The organism is Acidocella sp. MX-AZ02 (genome assembly GCF_000306035.1).
In the GTDB taxonomy this organism is placed as follows: domain Bacteria; phylum Pseudomonadota; class Alphaproteobacteria; order Acetobacterales; family Acetobacteraceae; genus Acidocella; species Acidocella facilis.
This window is the reverse complement of sequence record NZ_JH976209.1, coordinates 356018-372207: the sequence shown is the minus strand read 5'-3', so window position 1 is coordinate 372207 and position 16190 is coordinate 356018. Positions and strand designations below refer to the sequence as shown.

At 65.2% G+C, this 16190-nt stretch carries 19 protein-coding genes; 9 read left to right on the top strand and 10 right to left on the bottom strand.

Going from position 1 to position 16190, the window contains the following annotated elements; translation table 11 throughout:
* Window positions 1-166: 166 nt before the first annotated feature.
* From MXAZACID_RS13985 to glpX, 3 genes are read left to right on the top strand one after another with little or no spacing between them, the layout of a single operon-like run.
* Window positions 167-1378, top strand: a complete 1212-nt coding sequence (locus MXAZACID_RS13985) for an LL-diaminopimelate aminotransferase (RefSeq protein ID WP_008495099.1) — start codon at window positions 167-169, stop codon at window positions 1376-1378.
* On the top strand, window positions 1375-2664 hold the full coding sequence (locus MXAZACID_RS13980) for a homoserine dehydrogenase (protein WP_008495098.1): 1290 nt from the start codon (window positions 1375-1377) through the stop codon (window positions 2662-2664). Before MXAZACID_RS13985 ends, MXAZACID_RS13980 begins: the two co-directional genes overlap by 4 nt.
* 12 nt (window positions 2665-2676) lie before the next feature.
* Window positions 2677-3660 (top strand): class II fructose-bisphosphatase, encoded by a 984-nt coding sequence (gene glpX, locus MXAZACID_RS13975; RefSeq protein WP_008495097.1) that lies wholly within the window; start codon window positions 2677-2679, stop codon window positions 3658-3660.
* A gap of 46 nt (window positions 3661-3706) precedes the next feature.
* On the opposite strand, the gene MXAZACID_RS13970 is transcribed toward glpX, so the two are convergent.
* A complete protein-coding gene (locus tag MXAZACID_RS13970; protein WP_008495096.1) occupies window positions 3707-4726 on the bottom strand; it encodes an aldo/keto reductase in 1020 nt (339 codons plus the stop codon).
* Between the two features lie 198 nt (window positions 4727-4924).
* On the opposite strand from MXAZACID_RS13970, the gene MXAZACID_RS13965 reads away from it, so the two are divergent.
* A complete protein-coding gene (locus tag MXAZACID_RS13965; protein WP_008495095.1) occupies window positions 4925-5380 on the top strand; it encodes a hypothetical protein in 456 nt (151 codons plus the stop codon).
* A gap of 138 nt (window positions 5381-5518) precedes the next feature.
* Here the strand turns inward: MXAZACID_RS13965 and phnN are convergent, their stop codons facing one another.
* From phnN to MXAZACID_RS13935, 6 genes are all read right to left on the bottom strand, one after another.
* Window positions 5519-6022, bottom strand: coding sequence for a phosphonate metabolism protein/1,5-bisphosphokinase (PRPP-forming) PhnN (phnN, locus tag MXAZACID_RS13960; RefSeq protein WP_008495094.1), 504 nt, complete (start codon window positions 6020-6022; stop codon window positions 5519-5521).
* A gap of 8 nt (window positions 6023-6030) precedes the next feature.
* Entirely contained in the window at window positions 6031-6696 is a 666-nt protein-coding gene (locus MXAZACID_RS13955) for a DUF1045 domain-containing protein (protein ID WP_008495093.1), read from the bottom strand.
* Window positions 6689-7807, bottom strand: coding sequence for an alpha-D-ribose 1-methylphosphonate 5-triphosphate diphosphatase (locus MXAZACID_RS13950; RefSeq protein WP_008495092.1), 1119 nt, complete (start codon window positions 7805-7807; stop codon window positions 6689-6691). The genes MXAZACID_RS13955 and MXAZACID_RS13950 overlap by 8 nt, the downstream gene beginning before the upstream one ends.
* Window positions 7804-8079 carry a hypothetical protein gene (locus MXAZACID_RS19795; RefSeq protein ID WP_008495091.1) on the bottom strand — a complete coding sequence of 92 codons (276 nt, stop codon included), beginning with the start codon at window positions 8077-8079 and terminating at the stop codon, window positions 7804-7806. Before MXAZACID_RS19795 ends, MXAZACID_RS13950 begins: the two co-directional genes overlap by 4 nt.
* Complete coding sequence (gene argF, locus MXAZACID_RS13940) at window positions 8076-9014, bottom strand: ornithine carbamoyltransferase (RefSeq protein WP_008495090.1); 939 nt, start codon at window positions 9012-9014, stop codon at window positions 8076-8078. Before argF ends, MXAZACID_RS19795 begins: the two co-directional genes overlap by 4 nt.
* 157 nt (window positions 9015-9171) lie before the next feature.
* Window positions 9172-10356 (bottom strand): aspartate aminotransferase family protein, encoded by a 1185-nt coding sequence (locus MXAZACID_RS13935; protein WP_008495089.1) that lies wholly within the window; start codon window positions 10354-10356, stop codon window positions 9172-9174.
* Between the two features lie 43 nt (window positions 10357-10399).
* Between MXAZACID_RS13935 and MXAZACID_RS13930 the strand changes: the two genes are divergently transcribed.
* Genes MXAZACID_RS13930 through dnaQ form a run of 4 tightly spaced genes read left to right on the top strand, consistent with a single transcriptional unit; the run spans window position 10400 to window position 13627 of the window.
* Window positions 10400-11635 (top strand): glycosyltransferase family 87 protein, encoded by a 1236-nt coding sequence (locus MXAZACID_RS13930; protein ID WP_008495088.1) that lies wholly within the window; start codon window positions 10400-10402, stop codon window positions 11633-11635.
* Entirely contained in the window at window positions 11539-12363 is an 825-nt protein-coding gene (locus tag MXAZACID_RS13925; RefSeq protein WP_008495087.1) for a shikimate dehydrogenase, read from the top strand. The genes MXAZACID_RS13930 and MXAZACID_RS13925 overlap by 97 nt, the downstream gene beginning before the upstream one ends.
* Complete coding sequence (gene coaE / locus MXAZACID_RS13920; RefSeq protein WP_008495086.1) at window positions 12360-12944, top strand: dephospho-CoA kinase; 585 nt, start codon at window positions 12360-12362, stop codon at window positions 12942-12944. Before MXAZACID_RS13925 ends, coaE begins: the two co-directional genes overlap by 4 nt.
* Window positions 12941-13627, top strand: a complete 687-nt coding sequence (gene dnaQ / locus MXAZACID_RS13915) for a DNA polymerase III subunit epsilon (protein ID WP_008495085.1) — start codon at window positions 12941-12943, stop codon at window positions 13625-13627. The genes coaE and dnaQ overlap by 4 nt, the downstream gene beginning before the upstream one ends.
* 158 nt (window positions 13628-13785) lie before the next feature.
* On the opposite strand, the gene MXAZACID_RS13910 is transcribed toward dnaQ, so the two are convergent.
* Genes MXAZACID_RS13910 through thiS form a run of 3 tightly spaced genes read right to left on the bottom strand, consistent with a single transcriptional unit; the run spans window position 13786 to window position 15459 of the window.
* Window positions 13786-14421, bottom strand: coding sequence for a VC0807 family protein (locus MXAZACID_RS13910; RefSeq protein ID WP_280512642.1), 636 nt, complete (start codon window positions 14419-14421; stop codon window positions 13786-13788).
* Between the two features lie 5 nt (window positions 14422-14426).
* Complete coding sequence (locus MXAZACID_RS13905) at window positions 14427-15233, bottom strand: thiazole synthase (protein WP_008495083.1); 807 nt, start codon at window positions 15231-15233, stop codon at window positions 14427-14429.
* A gap of 4 nt (window positions 15234-15237) precedes the next feature.
* Window positions 15238-15459 (bottom strand): sulfur carrier protein ThiS, encoded by a 222-nt coding sequence (gene thiS / locus MXAZACID_RS13900; RefSeq protein ID WP_008495082.1) that lies wholly within the window; start codon window positions 15457-15459, stop codon window positions 15238-15240.
* A 190-nt stretch (window positions 15460-15649) separates the two neighbouring features.
* Here thiS and aroQ point away from each other — a divergent pair, with 190 nt between their 5' ends.
* A complete protein-coding gene (aroQ, locus tag MXAZACID_RS13895) occupies window positions 15650-16102 on the top strand; it encodes a type II 3-dehydroquinate dehydratase (protein WP_008495081.1) in 453 nt (150 codons plus the stop codon).
* The last annotated feature ends 88 nt before the right edge of the window (window positions 16103-16190 follow it).

Genomic DNA, 16190 nt, shown 5'->3' with positions numbered 1-16190 from the left:
CGATGGGCCTCGCCCTCGCCCGCGCCCGGCGCATCGCCGATGCGCTGACCGCCGCCGGCGTGCCGGCCGACAAGATTAAGCTGGACGCCTTTGCCGCCGGTTCTGGCGGCTTCGTGCAATTGGTGTATTGAGCACCGCGTCACCCTCTATCAACCGAGTCAGAAAAATGTCCGAAGAGTTTCACCGCATACGCCGCCTGCCCCCTTACGTCTTCGCGGAAGTGAATGCCGCCAAGGCCAAGGCACGCGCCGCCGCGGAGGACATTATCGATCTCGGCATGGGCAATCCGGACAGCCCCACCCCGCCCCATATCGTGGCGAAGCTGGTGGAAACCGTGCAGGACCCGCGCAGCCACCGCTATTCCACCTCAAAGGGCATCCCCGGCCTGCGCCGCGCCCAGGCGGCCTATTATGAGCGCCGCTTCGGGGTGAAGCTGGACCCGGAGACCGAAGTGATCGCCACACTCGGCTCCAAGGAGGGCCTGGCCAACCTCGCCGCCGCCATCACTTCGCCGGGCGACACCATTCTGGTGCCCAACCCCTCCTACCCGATCCATCAATTCGGCTTCATCATCGCCGGCGCCTCGGTGCGCTCGATCCCAGCCACCCCGGATGACGACATGCTCGCCGCGATCGACCGCGCGGTGCGCCATTCCGTGCCGAAGCCGACCGCGCTGATCGTCAATTTCCCGTCCAACCCGACCGCCTATATGGCGACGCTGGATTTCTACAAGGCGCTGGTGAAGCTGGCCAAGCAGCACGAGATTTTCATCATCTCGGACATCGCTTATTCCGAGATCTATTTCGACGGCAACCCGCCCCCCTCGGTGCTGCAGGTGGAAGGGGCCAAGGACATCACCATCGAGTTCACCTCGATGTCCAAAACCTATTCCATGCCCGGCTGGCGCATGGGCTTTGGCGTCGGCAACCCGCATCTGATCAAGGCGCTGACGCGGATGAAATCCTATCTGGATTACGGCGCCTTCACGCCGATCCAGGTCGCGGCGACGGCCGCACTCAATGGCCCGCAGGATTGCGTGGAAGAGATGCGCAATCTCTACCGCGAGCGCCGGGATATTCTGATCAAGGGTCTGCACGCCGCCGGCTGGGACGTGCCCAGCCCCGAAGGCTCGATGTTCGCCTGGGCGCCGATCCCGCCGAAATATGCCCATCTCGGCAGCCTGGAATTCTCCAAGCTGCTGATGGCCAAGGCCAAGGTGGCGGTGGCCCCGGGCATCGGCTTTGGCGAATATGGCGATGGCCATGTCCGCATCGCTTTGGTGGAAAACCAGCACCGGCTGCGCCAGGCGCTGCGCAACATCAAGCATTTCCTGGCGACCGACAACGGGGCGCCGGCTGAATCAGAGGTCAAATCGTGAAACCGCTTAAAATCGGCATCGCCGGGCTCGGCACGGTCGGCGCTGGCGTCGTCAAGCTGCTCGCCGCCCAGAAGGAACTCATCGCGGCGCGCGCCGGCCGGCCGGTGATGGTCACCGCCATCTCCGCGCGCGACAAGAGCCGCGACCGTGGGGTAAAGCTGGACGGACTGACCTGGCATGACGATGCCCTCGCCCTGGCGCATGACCCGGAGGTTGAGGTGGTGGTGGAGCTGATCGGCGGCTCGGACGGCAAGGCGAAAGCCCTGGCCGAGGCCGCGATTGCCGCCGGCAAGCAGTTCGTCACCGCCAACAAGGCGCTGCTCGCCGTGCATGGCGTCGCGCTAGCCCGGGCGGCGGAAGCCAATAATGTCACCATCGCCTATGAGGCGGCGGTGGCGGGCGGCATTCCCGTCATCAAGGCGCTGCGCGAAGGGCTGGCCGCGAACAAGGTCAGCCGTGTCGCCGGCATTCTCAACGGCACCTGCAATTACATCCTCACCACCATGCGCGAGGAAGGCCGGGATTTCGCCGATGTGCTGGCCGATGCCCAGGCGCTGGGCTATGCCGAGGCCGACCCCAGCTTCGACATCGATGGCGTGGACGCTGCCCATAAGCTCGCCATCCTCGCCGGCCTCGCCTTCGGCGCGCGGATTGATTTCGCCAAGCTGCATATCGAGGGTATCCGCCGGATTTCAGCCATCGACATCGCCTTCGCCGAGGAGCTGGGCTACCGCATCAAGCTGCTGGGCATCGCCGAGCAGACCGAGGCCGGCATCTCCCTGCGCGTGCACCCGACCATGGTGCCGGTCGAGAAGCCGATTGCCACCGTCGATGGCGTGTTCAACGCGGTGCTGCTGGAAGGCGATTTCTCCGGCCCGGTGTTTTTGCGCGGACGCGGCGCCGGCGAAGGCCCGACGGCCAGCGCCGTGGTGGCGGACCTGATCGACCTCGCCCGCAATATCCGCGTCCCGGTCTGGGGGATGGAGGAGAGCGCGCTGGAGGATCTGCCGATCACGCCGACCTCCGAACTCGCCAGCGCCTATTTCGTGCGGCTCTCGGTGGTGGATGAGCCCGGCGTGCTCGCCGATGTCACCGCCATCCTGCGCGACCATGGCATCTCGCTCGAATCCATGATCCAGCATGGCCGCGCCCCGGGCGAGGCGGTGCCCATCGTGCTGGTGACGCACGACACCAAGGAAGCCGCGGTGAATGCCGCGCTGGCGGGGATTGCCGCCTTGCCGGCGGTGCTGGAGCCGCCGGCCTTGATCCGCATCGAACCAAAATAAGGGAGTTTGCCCATGACCGAACGCCGTCTCGAAGACGTCTCTGATCGCAACCTGGCGCTGGAGCTGGTGCGTGTGACCGAAGCGGCGGCGATCGCCGCCTCGCGCTGGATCGGCCGCGGCCAGAAGAACGAGGCCGATGGCGCCGCCGTGGAAGCCATGCGCAAAGCCTTCGACACCGTCGCCATCGACGGCACCGTGGTCATCGGCGAAGGCGAAATGGACGAGGCGCCGATGCTCTATATCGGCGAGAAGGTCGGCTGCGGCGGCCCGGCGATGGACATCGCCGTCGATCCGCTGGAAGGCACCACCATCACCGCCAAGGGCGGCCCCAACGCCATCACCACCGTGGCGCTGGCCGAGCACGGCAATTTCCTCAACGCGCCTGACGTGTATATGGAAAAAATCGCCGTCGGCCCGGGGCTGCCGGAGGGGGTGATCTCGCTCGACGCGCCGGTGAAGGAAAATCTGAAAAACCTGGCGCGGGCCAAGGGCATCGAGATTTCCGAGCTGATGGTGTGCATGCTGGACCGCGACCGCCACCAGGAATCGATCGCCAAGATCCGCGAAGCCGGGGCGCGCATTCTGCTGCTGGGCGATGGCGATGTGGCCGGCGTCATCGCCGCCTCACTGCCGGGCGGCGGGGTGGATATGTATCTGGGCTCCGGCGGCGCCCCGGAAGGCGTGCTGGCGGCGGCCGCTCTGCGCTGCACCGGCGGCCAGATGCTGGGCCGGCTGATGTTCGAGGATGAGGCGCAGATCGAGCGCGCCCGGGGCATGGGCATCACCGACCCGAGCCGCATCTATACCCTGACCGAGATGGCCAAGGGCGATGTGATGTTCGCGGCCTCCGGTGTCACAACCGGCGCGATGCTGAACGGGGTGCGGCGCGTGGGCCATGGGGCGGTGACGCATTCCATCGTCATGCGCTCCAAATCCGGCACGGTGCGCTATGTCGAAGGCCACCATAATTTCGCGAAAAAGGGCTTCTCGCTGTAAAGCCCCCGGTTATGTGTGGGGGGCATCCCCCCACACATAACCGCATTCACATCACGCTCAGCGTCAAGCCTTGCGTTCCCCTGGGGCTAGCCACGCCGGCCACCGGATGCGGCACATAAGGCGCCTCCAGTGCCGCGATCTCCTCGGCACTCAGCCTCACCTCCAGCGCCGCCACCGCATCCGCCAGATGCGACGCCTTGGTCGCCCCGATGATCGGCGCGGTGATGCCCGGCTTCTGCAGCAGCCAGGCCATCGCCACCTGCGCCTTGCCCACCCCCTTCGCCGCCGCGATTCGCGCCACCTCTTCCACCACCTTGCGGTCCTGTTCTTCGGTCTTGGTGTAGATGGATTTGATCACCAGATCCGTCTCAGAGCGTTTGGTCGTCTCGCCCCAGGGCCGGGTCAGGCGGCCGCGCGCCAGCGGGCTCCAGGGGATCACCCCCACCCCCATATCCGCGCAGAGCGGCAGCATCTCGCGCTCCTCCTCCCGATAAATCAGGTTCACCTGATTCTGCATCGAGATGAATTTCGTCCAGCCATGGATCTGCGCGGTATATTGCGCCTTGGAAAACTGCCAGGCGGACATCGAGGAAGCGCCGATATAGCGCACCCGCCCGGATTTCACGATGTCATGCAACGCCTCCATCGTCTCCTCGATCGGGGTCACCTCGTCCCAGCGATGGATCTGGTAGAGATCCAGATACTCCATACCCAGGCGCCTGAGGCTGTCATCCACCGCCTGGAACAGCGCCTTGCGCGACAGCCCGCCGGTGTTCGGCGCCCCGCGCCAGGGGAAATAGGCTTTCGAGGCGACCACGATCTCATCGCGCGCGGCGAAATCCTTCAAGGCCCGGCCGACAAACTCTTCCGACGAGCCGTTGGAATACATGTTCGCGGTGTCGAAGAAATTAATACCCGCCTCCAGCGCCTGGCGGATGAGCGGGCGGCTGGACTCCTCATCCAGCGTCCATTCATGGGTGCCGCGCTGCGCCTCGCCGAAGCTCATGCAGCCCAGGCACAGGCGCGAAACCAGCAGACCGGTTGGGCCGAGTGTACGATATTCCATGGCGTTGCTCCTCCAGAGCCATATGTGTCGAGCCCGACGCACCAGCGTCAAGCTCGACACATGAAATGGCTCGCTCAAACAAAGACTGTACCATCGAGCTGAAAGCCTGATGGTCTGGTCCGCGGAAACATAGGCAACCCAGCCGCGCAATCCCAGGGGCATTTGACGCGCCCCCGCCCCGCATGTCAGGCTCCTCCCATGCGAAAAATCGGTTTTGCCTTGCTGTTGCTCAGTCTTTTTGCCCTCGCGCCCAGGGCCCATGCCGCCGCCTTCTGCGCGCCGGGACAGACCGACGCCGCCGCCCGCGCGCTGCCCGCCGCTCTGGTGCCGCAAGCGGTGAAGGCCTTTAAACTGCACGGCCCGCCTCCGGCGATGGTGCAAAAAATGACGCTGATGCGCTGCATGGATGGCAAAGCCTATGGCTGCTTCATCGGCGCCAATTTGCCCTGCGGGCCGGCCAACAAGGCGACCATTTTGCCGGCGGCCAAGCCCTGGTGCGACAAAAACCCGAATGCGGCTTTCGTGCCCGCCTATATTTCAGGGCATGACAGCCTGTATCGCTGGCGCTGCCGCAATGGCGATCCGGTGCATGTCGGCGCCCCCGCCGCGCTGGATGCGCAAGGATATTTCAAAGCCTATTGGCGGCGGCTTTAGCGCAATATGTGTTTAGATTGACGCGGTAGCGTCAAGATAAACAGATGAAATTGCTCGCAATATCAAAATGAGAGCCTCAAGCTAAAAGCTTGAGGCTCTCATCCCCGACATGTCCACCTTGCGCTGGATTTTCTTGGATCAGGAAAGTTTCGCCAGCAACATCGCCCCGGCATCCTGAGGCAGCCTGTCATTAATGATGGTGACATCGGCGTCGATTTGAGCGCCCTCCCGGTGCAGCCGTTCGGCGATGGCCGCCGCATCTTCGCGCCCGCGCGCGGCAAGGCGTTGCGCCAATATTTCCGGCGGCGCGGTGATTTCCACCACCATGCACGGAAAGCGCGCCCGCGCCTCGGCGATCACCCCACGCGAAACATTGATAATCACGATGCGTCCGGCCGCAAGATCCCGCTCTATATCGGCGGGAATGCCATAATGCAGACCGTGCGCCTGCCATGCCAGGGCAAAGCGCTCGGATGCAAATTCCGCCTCGGTGACACAGACATGATCCTCACCCGGTCCGGGCGGGCGGGTGATGACGCGGCGGGGAAACACCACCGTCTCATAGCCCGCCAAATGCGCCTTGGCGTAGGCGAGAACCGTATCCTTGCCAGCACCAGACGGCCCGACAACCAGAACCAGCATCGGCCCCTTCATGCGCCGAACGCCAGGCGCTGAAACAGCCTGAAAGCTGCACCTTGCGACTCTTCAATAAACACCGCCAGGCTGCGCGCCATGCGCGGTTGCGCCAAGGACGCCGCGAAATGGGCGCGGGCTGCAGGCACGTAGGGATTGTCTTGCATCTTCCCACTCAGCGTCATGTGAAACTCGAAATCCTCGAACACCAGCGGATAGCCCCAGCGGGCGATATTTTCCTCCTGGCGCGGCGTGCGTCCCTGCGCGCGCCTGGCCTGGGCTGCCGCACTTTCCGGGAGGCGATGCGCGTCGAAAGCCTCCACACAGCCATTCGCCAGCTGGTAAAGTGAAGCCGCCGGTTCGGCTGGGCATAATGCCAGGAAACCGTGCAACGGCATGACCTCAAGCCGCGGCATCAAAAACGGCTTTTGCCGCGCGGCGAAATCCTTCGCGGCTGAGAGAAACCTCTCAAATCCGTGCCTTGGCACCATCGGCGCCTTCAATGTCGCATGGAAGCCGTAACGGCGCGGATCTTGTGTATTTTCATGCAGGCCCGCCAACGCCGGTTGTGCCAGAACCGCGCCGCTTTCCGGATCCCGCCCCAGCCATTCGCAACCGGCGCGCCAGAGCGGATCGTCCGCCTCCGGCGCGTAATAGACCGCGACGCGATACGGCTCAGGCAACGCGCACGCCTCCACGCCAGACGGAGCGGATCACCGGCAACCCGTCATAGAGCCGGATCTGCAGCAGATCCGCCCGCTGGCCAACTTCGATACGGCCGCGATCCGCGAGCCCTGCCACAGCCGCCGGGCCAGAGCTCACCAACGCCACCGCTTCAGGCAGCGCCAGCGTCTTTTGCGCGACGATCCCAAACACCGCCTCCAGCATCGCGGCCGGCACATAGTCCGAGGCCAGCGCATCCAGCAAATTCTGCCGCACCAGATCCATCACCGCGACATTGCCCGAATGCGAGCCACCGCGCACGATGTTCGGCGCCCCGGCGATCACCTTCATCCCCCGCGCCTTCGCCGCCTTCGCGGCGACCAGCGAGACCGGAAATTCCGCGATGGAAATGCCATCCGCCTCGTTCTGGATCACATCCTCTTCGCTATGGTCATCATGCGAGGCCAGCTTAATGCCGCGCGCAAGCGTCCGCTTCACAATCCGGCTGCGATTTTTCCTGTGGTTTTCATGATGCGCGGATTTCAACGCGGTGATCACGTGTTCGATCTCATCCGGGCTGAAGCCTTCGGCGGCGCGCATGCGGCGATAGCGCGCCTCATCCTTGTACTGCCCGCCAATGCCGGGGCTGTGGTCCATCACCGAGATCAGCTTCACCAGCGGATCATCGATCACCTCATCCAGCATGTCCGGCATCTCGGCGGCGGGAAGTTCGCAGCGCAGATGCAGGAAATGCTCAACCTTCAGCGCCCCGGTCGGCCGCAGCGCGCAGAGATCCGCATAGCCGTCGAGGAAGGTCTGATTGCGCTCTTTCTCAAAGCCGATATCGCCAAGGCAGAGCGCATCGAACACGGTGGTGATGCCGGCGGCGGCACATTGCGCGTCATGGATCAGCAACGCCGAACGCGAGGGCCAGCGCGCGGAAGAGCGCGGCTGCGCCTGGCGCTCCAGATTATCCGTATGCAAATCGATCATCCCCGGCATCAGGAAATCGCCTTCGCAATCATACCCCTCCGCCACGCCGATGGCAGCGATCAGCCCGTCCTCGACGCGCAAGCCGCCTTCCACCACCTCATGCGGCAGCACCAGCCGGGCATTCTTGAAATTCGTCATGCGTTTTCCCTCAGCGACTCAATGTGCGGCTCCATATCCGCCGCCGCGCCGCGGAATTTCGCATCATTCATCAGCCCGATCACCATATCACGGCTGGCGGAATCGGGCGAGGCGGTCGGCTCATCCAGCGTGGCGACGCGATCGCCATCCCTGTTCACGGCGCCGCGTTTTCGCGTGTGGTCCGGATCGATTGCAGCGCGCTGCGCAAATCCACGCACGATCATAAAAAAACCGGCCAGACGGCCGGTTTTTTCGGGAAACGCGAGGATCACCCCATCGCCCAGGTGAGGATGGCCTTCTGCGCGTGCAGCCGGTTCTCCGCCTCGTCGAACACCACGGAGGCCGGGCCGTCGATCACCTCGGCGGTCACTTCCTCACCGCGATGGGCGGGCAGGCAGTGCTGGAAAATCGCGCCGGGTGCGGCCTTGCCCATCAGCGCGTTGGTGACCTGATAAGGCGCGAAGATTTTCGCCCGGGCGGCGGCCTCGTCCTCGGAATCGGACATTGAGAGCCAGGTATCGGTCACCACGCAGGCGGCGTTTTCCACCGCCCAGGCCGGGTCCTGCCCCAGTGCCACATCCGCCCCCTCGGCCTTCGCCCAGGCCAGAACCTCCGGGCGCGGCAAATAGCCTTCCGGGCAGGCCAGGCGGAGCTTGAAGTTGAAGCGCGCGGCCGCCTCGATGAAAGAGGCGGCGACATTATTGCCATCTCCCACCCAGGCGATGCTCTGCCCGGCCACCGGCCCCTTATGCTCCTCGAAGGTCAGCAGATCCGCCAGAATCTGGCAGGGATGCGAAAGCTCGGTGAGGCCGTTGATCACCGGCACGCTGGCATGCGCCGCCAGCTCATGCATCTTGGCGGCGCGGTCCGTGCGCAACAGGATGCCATGCACGAAGCGCGACAGCACATTGGCGGTGTCCGGAATGGTCTCGCCGCGGCCGATCTGCATGTCTTTCGAGGACAGCACCACGGTATCGCCCCCCAGCTCCTTGGCCGCGACCTCGAAAGAGACGCGGGTGCGGGTGGAGGGTTTCTCGAAGATCATCGCCAGGGTTTTGCCCGCAAGCGGCTTGCGCGTCGGGTTGGCGCGGCTGCGCTTGAAGGCGGCGGCATCATCCAGCATGGCGCGCAGCTGGGCAGCGGAGAAATCCTTCAGGTCCAGGAAATGCCGGGGGCCGGAGTCCTGCAAGGAGAGAACAGCGCTCATTTATTCGCCTCCTGAGCGGAGGCGCTCAAATGATTTTGCTTGGGCGCGTGGCTGCCCCACCATCCCCACGCGCTCATTTTATTTTGCGCGTGGCCGCCCCACCATCCCCACGCGCTCATTTTATTTTGCGCGTGGCCGCCCCACCATCCCCACGCGCTCATTTCGCCACCTGCGGGGCCAGGGCGGCGGCAGTTTGTTCCAGCATCGCGAGCCCTTCGTCGCAATCGGCCCGGGTGACGACCAAGGGCGGCAGCAGGCGCAGCACGTTCTCGCCGGCGGCGACGCTCAGCAGGCCCTGGCGCAGCGCCTGTGCCTGCGCCTCGCCATTCGGCACCGCGCATTTCAGCCCGATCAGCAGCCCCTGGCCGCGCAGCTCGGTGAACACGTCGCCATGGCGGGCGATCAGCCTCTCCAGCCCGGCGCGCAGATAGGACGCGGTCTCGTTCATCTGGTCCAGGAAGCCATCGGCGAGGATCACGTCCAGCACCGCATTGCCAACGGCGCAGGCCAGCGGGCTGCCGCCGAAGGTGGTGCCATGGCTGCCCGGCTTCAGCGCCTTGGCCACGTGCTCCCTGGCCAGCACCGCCGCCATCGGGAAGCCGCCGCCAATGCCCTTGGCCAGGCTCATGATATCCGGCTCGACATCGCCCCATTGATGCGCGAACAGCTTCCCGGTGCGCCCCATCCCGGTTTGCACCTCATCGAAGCCGAGGATCAGCCCGAACTCGTCGCAGGCGGCGCGCAGGCCGCGCAGGAAATCCGGGTCGGCGGCGCGGATGCCGCCTTCCCCCTGCAGCGGCTCCACCAGAATCCCCGCCGTCTCGGCGGTGATGGCGGCGCGCAGCGCGTTGAGATTGTTGAAGGGCACATGGTCGAACCCCTCCACCGGCTTGCCGAATCCTTCCAGATATTTCGGGTTCCCGGTGGCCGAGATGGTGGCGAGGGTGCGGCCATGGAAGGCACCCTCGAAGCAGATCACGCGGGTGCGCTCCGGGTGCCCGGCATCGAACTGCGCCTTGCGCATCGCCTTGATCAGCCCCTCATTCGCCTCGGCGCCGGAATTGCAGAAAAACACGCTGTCAGCGAAGCACGCCTCGACAAAGCGCGCCGCCAGCTGCTCCGCCTGCGGCACACGATAGAGGTTGGAGACGTGAATCACCTTCGCCGCCTGCTCGGAAATCGCCTTCACCAGATGCGGGTGGTTATGGCCGAGCGAATTGGTCGCGATCCCGGCCGCGAAATCCAGATAGCGTCGCCCCTGCGCGTCGAACAGCCAGCTGCCCTGGCCGTGCGCGAAGGCAACGTCGAGTCTGGAGAAATTCGGCATTAGCGCGGAGATCATGAATATGCTTTCAAGGCAACGGAAAGCCCGGACTAAAGCGCATATGTCGGAAAAAAATCAAGCCTTCAGCCGGTTAAGACTGGTTTTGATCGTCGCCCTCTGCACCCTGCCCTCGCTTGGCGAGGCGGTGGCGATCCTGTGGGGCCAGCTGCATGGCTTCCACGGCAAAGCCTTGCGCGACGGGCTGGATTTCTGGGCCGGCGGATTTCTGTACCTGCACGGGCAGCTGGGGATGCTGTTCGACCATCAGGCCTATCAGAGCTTTTTGCAGGGCATGTATGGGAAATTGCCCTATCATCTGTGGAGCTATCCGCCGAGCTACGGGCTGATCGCGGCGGCCTTCGGCTGGCTGCCGCCCTGGCCGGCGGTGCTGGCCTTCGATGCGCTCTCACTGGCGCTGCTGGCGTTGGTGCTGCGGCTGGCGGGCAAGAGCGTCTGGTTCATCGCCGCCGTGCTGCTGGCTCCGGCCAGCCTGGAAAACGCCATGGAGCATCAGAATGCGGCGCTGCTGACGGCGCTGATCGGCGGCGGGTTGCTGCTGGCGCAGGCACGGCCCCGGCTGGCGGGCGCCTTGATCGGGCTGGCCAGCTTCAAGCCGCAACTCGGGCTGGTGCTGCCGCTGTATCTGCTGCGCCGACGGAAGTTGGCTTTCTTTTATGCGGCCTTGGCGACGGTGCTGCTGGCCGCGGCCTCGCTATGGGCCTTTGGGCAAGCCGCCTGGGTGGGCTTCCTGCATTATACCAGCCCGATGATGAGCAATGTGCTGCTCACCGGCGAGCCAAAGGCATTCGCCGGCGGGCTGATCAGCGCCTTCGCCACCGCCAGGCCGCTCGGCCTCGTCCCGGCACTGGCGGTGCAGGCGGGGGTGAGCGCGCTGTGCGTGCTGGCCGGGCTGTTCACCCGCTCAGTGCCGGCGATGCTGATTCTCTCTGGCCTGGCCAGCCCCTATCTGCATGTTTACGACCTGCTCGGCGTCAGCCTCGCGGTGGCGCTGCTGGTGGAGGCGCGGCTGGCGGAAGCAAGAGAGGCGGCAGGCAGCTTCAAGCCCGGCGAGCCGGTTTTGTTCTTCCTGGCCTGGTTCGGGCCGGGGCTGCTGCCCTGGCACCCGGCTTTCGCGCATCTGGTACCGGCTGTGCTGCTTCTGCTCTTGGCAAGCGCGTGGCGGCATGGTGGTGTCCGCCCATGTTGCGACTCCTCTCCGGCTCCGCCCGGCTCGCCGGTGTCACCGGCTGGCCGGTCGCCCACTCACGCTCCCCCCGGATCCACGGCACCTGGCTGAACCGGCATCAGATCGACGGCGCCTATCTGCCGCTGCCGATCCGCCCGGAGGATTTCTCGACGGTGGTGCCCGCCTTGGCCAAAGCCGGGTTCGCCGGGATGAATGTAACCATCCCGCACAAGGAAGCCGCCTTTGCGGTGTGCGACCATGTGGATGAATTCGCCCGCCGCGCCGGAGCGGTGAACATGCTGGTCTTCTCCGAGCGCGGCATCGAGGGGCGCAATACCGACGGCTATGGCTTCATCGCCAATCTGCGCGCGCATGGGGTGGACCCGGCGGCGGGGCCGGTGCTGATTCTGGGTGCCGGCGGGGCCGCGCGCGGCATCGGCGCGGCGCTGCAGGACGAGGGCGCGAAGATCACCTTCGCCAACCGGACGCCCGAGCGCGCCGCCGCCCTGGCGATGGCAATGGCGGGCGAGGTGCTGCCCTGGGAGCGCCGGGCCGAGGCGCTGGGCGATTACGCGCTGCTGATCAACACCACCTCGCTCGGCATGGTGCACCAGCCGCCTTTGGAGATGGACCTCTCCCACGCCCATACGAGCCTGGCGGTGGCCGACATCATCTTCGCGCCGCTGGAGACCGCATTGCTGCGTGCGGCGCGTGAGCGTGGGCTGACCCCGGTGGAAGGGCTGGGGATGTTGCTGCACCAGGCGGTGCCGGGCTTTAGCGCCTGGTTCGGGGTGACGCCGGTGGTGGATGAGGAGCTGTACCGGATCGTCGCCGCATGATGCGCCTCGGCCTCACCGGTGGCATCGGCATGGGCAAATCCACCGTGGCCGGGATGTTCGCGTCGCGCGACGTGCCGGGCTTCAATGCGGATGACGAGGTCCACCGGCTGCAGGCCCCTGGCGGGGTGGCGATTGCGGCGATTGCGGCGGCCTTTCCCGGCACCGTGGAAGCGGGCGTGCTGGACCGCGCCCGGCTGCGCGCCCTGGTGCTGGCCGATGGGACGCAGATGCGCGCGCTGGAAGAGATCATGCATCCGCTGGTACGCGCGGCCGAGGCGGCGTTTATTGCCGATGCCACGGCCGCGGGGCGACAAGCGGTGCTGCTGGATATTCCGTTGCTGCTGGAAACCGGCCGGGAAGCGGGGTTCGACAAGGTGATCGTGGTTTCCTGCCCGCGCGAGGTGCAGATCGAGCGGGTGCGCCAGCGCGGGCTGACGCTGGCGCAGATCGAGGCGATCATCGCCAGGCAGATGCCGGATGCGCAAAAACGCGAAAAGGCGGATTACGTGGTCGAAACCGGTGGCACGCTGGAAGCGACCCAGGCACAGGTGGACGAGATTTTGCAGGAGCTGGGGCTATGAGCCGGTCCGTTTTGTTCGATACCGAGACCACCGGCTTCGAGCCGCTGACCGGGGATAGGGTGATCGAAATCGCCGCGATCGAGCTGGAAAACGACCTGCCCACCGGCAACACGTTTTACGCGCTGCTGGACCCGGAGCGGGACATTCCGGCGGACAGCACCCGCATTCACGCCATCACCAACGCGCATGTGGAGGGCAAGCCGAAATTCGCCGAGGTGGCGGATGAGATGCTGGCGTTTTTCGGGGAGTCCCCGCTGGTCGCGCATAATGCGCCGTTCGATTTCGGCTTCATCTCGGCGGAGTTGCAGCGCATCGGCCGCCCGCCCCTGGACAAGGCGCGGATGATCGACACGCTGGTGCTGGCCAAGCAGCGCTTCCCCGGCATGCCGAACAGCCTGGACGCGCTGTGCCGGCGCTTCGAGATCGACCTCTCTGCGCGCACCACCCATAACGCGCTGCTGGACTGCAAGCTGCTGGCGGAAGTGTATGTGGAGCTGACCGGCGGGCGCCAGCGCGGGCTGGTGCTGGACCAGGAGGCCGGGCTCTCCTTCGCGCAGTACCAGGCCCCGGCCAACCGCACGCCAAGGCGGATCGCGCTGAGCGATGAGCAGAAAGCGGCGCATGCGGGGTTTGTCGGCAAGATCAAAGGCGCGATCTGGACCCGGGACGAGACGGCGGGTTGAAGAGCTGGGGGTGTTTTTGAAAAACCTCCCCCAGACCCCCCAAAAACTTTGGTAAATTAGAGCAATATGTATTTAGGTTGACGCGACAGCGTCAACCTAAATACATGAAATTGCTCGCCAAAACAAAACTTAGAGCATCAAGCTAAAAGCTTGATGCTCTAAGGAATGGGCGGTTCCAGCGGCGCCGGCGCCCTCAGCTCCGCCAGGGCCTTGCGCCGGGTGGCGTACCAGAAGCTCCAGAGCAGCAGCAGGCCGAAAATCCCGTACCCGATGAACGGGCTCAACAGCAGATAGCGGTCGATCTTCCAGATGCTGGCCAGGGTGCACATCACGCAGGTCTGCGCGATCAGCCCCAGACCCCAGACCAGTGTCAGCACCCGAAAGCTGCGCCGGGTGCCCGGCTGCGCCCACATCGCCTCGAACCGCGCCGCGCCCTCCGGCGTGTTGCGGGCCGAGGTGGCGCGGGCCAGATAGAAGATCAGCGGCTTTTCCAGCGCCAGCGAGGCCAGGAACAGCCCCCCGACGGCGCCGGTAACCAGCGCGTCGCGGATCTGGATCAGCCGGGGCGAGCCGCCCATGGCGGTGGCGGCGAGGGTGAACAGGATGCTGGCCACCACCAGGAACGAGACCGCATCCAGCCGCCTGGTCTTGGCCAGCTCGTAGCCGCTCCACAGCAAAGGCGGCAGGGCGGAGGCGATCAACGCATCCGTATCGCCCAGCCGCGCATCCAGCGCCTCATAGACGAGGTAGGGGGCGATGAAATTGGCGAAAACCTCCGGGCCGGCACGGCGCAGCAGCTTCAGCGGATCAGCCCGGTCATCGGCGAGGAGGCGGAGGCGTAGGATTTGCGCGGAATCCGCCCGGCCTCGAAGGCCAGCCGGCCGGCGATGACGCCGTGCTTCATCGCCACCGCCATCTTCACCGGGTCATCCGCCATGGCGATGGCGGAATTCACCAGCACCGCGTCGCAGCCCAGCTCCATCGCATAGGCGGCATCCCAGGCGGTGCCGACCCCGGCATCCACCAGCACCGGCACCTTGGCGTTCTCGATGATGGTCTGGATCATCACCGGGTTCTGCACGCCAAGGCCAGAGCCGATCGGCGCGCCCAGCGGCATGATGGCGACACAGCCCATATCCTCCAGCCGCTTCGCCGCCACCGGGTCATCGGCGCAATAGACCATGACCTCGAACCCGTCCTTGATGAGGGCTTCGGCGGCCAGCAGGGTTGCGGCCATGTCCGGGTAGAGGGTCGGCGGCGGGCCGAGCACTTCCAGCTTCACCAGGTTCCAGCCCCCGGCCTCGCGGGCCAGGCGCAGCGTGCGCACGGCCTCATCGGCGGTGAAGCAGCCGGCGGTGTTGGGCAGGTAAGTATAGCGCTTCGGATCGACGAAATCCTGCAGCATCGGGGCGTTGCGGTCATGCACATTCACCCGGCGCAGCGCCACGGTGACCATCTCCGCGCCGGACTGGGCGATCGCCTCGGCGGTGGTCTCCAGATCCTTGTATTTCCCGGTGCCGACGACCAGGCGCGAGGCAAAATGCCGCCCCGCGACCGTCCAGCCCCCTAGATCTCCAGCGTGGGCCTTCTGCGTGATACCGTCCATGGATCTAACCCCCTCCGACAAAATGCACGATTTCCAGCGCATCGCCGTGCTGGAGCACGGTGGCGCCATATTGGGAGCGGGGCACGATCTCCAGATTGCGTTCAACCGCCAGCTTGCGCGTATCCAGCTCCATCAGAGCCACCAGCCCGGTCAGGCTGGTGCCGGCCGGGACCTGCATCGATTCGCCGTTCACGCTGAGCGTGATCTGTTCAATGGTTTGGCTCATGGCGCTTATTATCGGCCCGGCACCTTGCGCAGGCAAGGCAAGGCGATGCGCGCTGCCGGCATGGCGTCCGCAAGCCTCGCGCGGGGCCACAGTAAATCATTGATAAATCAAGCCATTGATCCACAAGGATGGAAACAACCCCCGCAAAAATTTGGCGGCGCGGAGGCACTATGCTACCGCAAGCGGCACCATGGCAGCACCCCTCATTCTGGTCCTGAACGGACCGAACCTGAATCTCCTCGGCACCCGGGAACCGGACATTTACGGTCACGGCACGCTGGACGATCTGGAAACACTCTGCGCCGAGGTGGCGGAAGGGGCCGGACTCGCCATCGATTTCCGGCAAAGCAACCATGAGGGTGAGCTGATCACCTGGGTGCAGGAGGCGCGCCATAGCGCCGCCGGGCTCATCATCAACCCCGCCGGCTATTCCCATACCTCGGTGGCGCTGATGGATGCGCTGAAGAGCCTCGATATCCCGATCATCGAGGTGCATCTCTCCAATATCCACCAGCGCGAAGCCTTCCGGCACCATTCCTATGTCTCCCACGCCGCCACCGGCGTGATTTGCGGGCTCGGCTTTGCCGGCTATAGGCTCGCTCTGTTGGCCCTCTCTGAAATTCTGGAAGAAGACGAACAATGAGCCTTTCTTTCGACCCCAAGGCGCTCGCCGAGCTGGCGGCGCTGCTCAAAGACACCGGTCTGACCGAGATCGAGCTGGAAGAGGGGGA

Excerpts from the sequence above, each read along its gene's own strand:
- phnN (WP_008495094.1), bottom strand. The coding sequence starts at position 6,022 with ATGCTGGTTCTGGTTGTCGGGCCGTCTGGTGCTGGCAAGGATACGGTT.
- dnaQ (WP_008495085.1), top strand. The coding sequence starts at position 12,941 with ATGAGCCGGTCCGTTTTGTTCGATACCGAGACCACCGGCTTCGAGCCG.
- MXAZACID_RS13905 (WP_008495083.1), bottom strand. The coding sequence starts at position 15,233 with ATGGACGGTATCACGCAGAAGGCCCACGCTGGAGATCTAGGGGGCTGG.
- argF (WP_008495090.1), bottom strand. The coding sequence starts at position 9,014 with ATGAGCGCTGTTCTCTCCTTGCAGGACTCCGGCCCCCGGCATTTCCTG.
- MXAZACID_RS13950 (WP_008495092.1), bottom strand. The coding sequence starts at position 7,807 with ATGACGAATTTCAAGAATGCCCGGCTGGTGCTGCCGCATGAGGTGGTG.
- coaE (WP_008495086.1), top strand. The coding sequence starts at position 12,360 with ATGATGCGCCTCGGCCTCACCGGTGGCATCGGCATGGGCAAATCCACC.
- aroQ (WP_008495081.1), top strand. The coding sequence starts at position 15,650 with ATGGCAGCACCCCTCATTCTGGTCCTGAACGGACCGAACCTGAATCTC.
- MXAZACID_RS13935 (WP_008495089.1), bottom strand. The coding sequence starts at position 10,356 with ATGATCTCCGCGCTAATGCCGAATTTCTCCAGACTCGACGTTGCCTTC.
- thiS (WP_008495082.1), bottom strand. The coding sequence starts at position 15,459 with ATGAGCCAAACCATTGAACAGATCACGCTCAGCGTGAACGGCGAATCG.
- MXAZACID_RS13930 (WP_008495088.1), top strand. The coding sequence starts at position 10,400 with ATGTCGGAAAAAAATCAAGCCTTCAGCCGGTTAAGACTGGTTTTGATC.
- MXAZACID_RS13970 (WP_008495096.1), bottom strand. The coding sequence starts at position 4,726 with ATGGAATATCGTACACTCGGCCCAACCGGTCTGCTGGTTTCGCGCCTG.
- MXAZACID_RS13965 (WP_008495095.1), top strand. The coding sequence starts at position 4,925 with ATGCGAAAAATCGGTTTTGCCTTGCTGTTGCTCAGTCTTTTTGCCCTC.
- glpX (WP_008495097.1), top strand. The coding sequence starts at position 2,677 with ATGACCGAACGCCGTCTCGAAGACGTCTCTGATCGCAACCTGGCGCTG.
- MXAZACID_RS13985 (WP_008495099.1), top strand. The coding sequence starts at position 167 with ATGTCCGAAGAGTTTCACCGCATACGCCGCCTGCCCCCTTACGTCTTC.
- MXAZACID_RS13925 (WP_008495087.1), top strand. The coding sequence starts at position 11,539 with ATGTTGCGACTCCTCTCCGGCTCCGCCCGGCTCGCCGGTGTCACCGGC.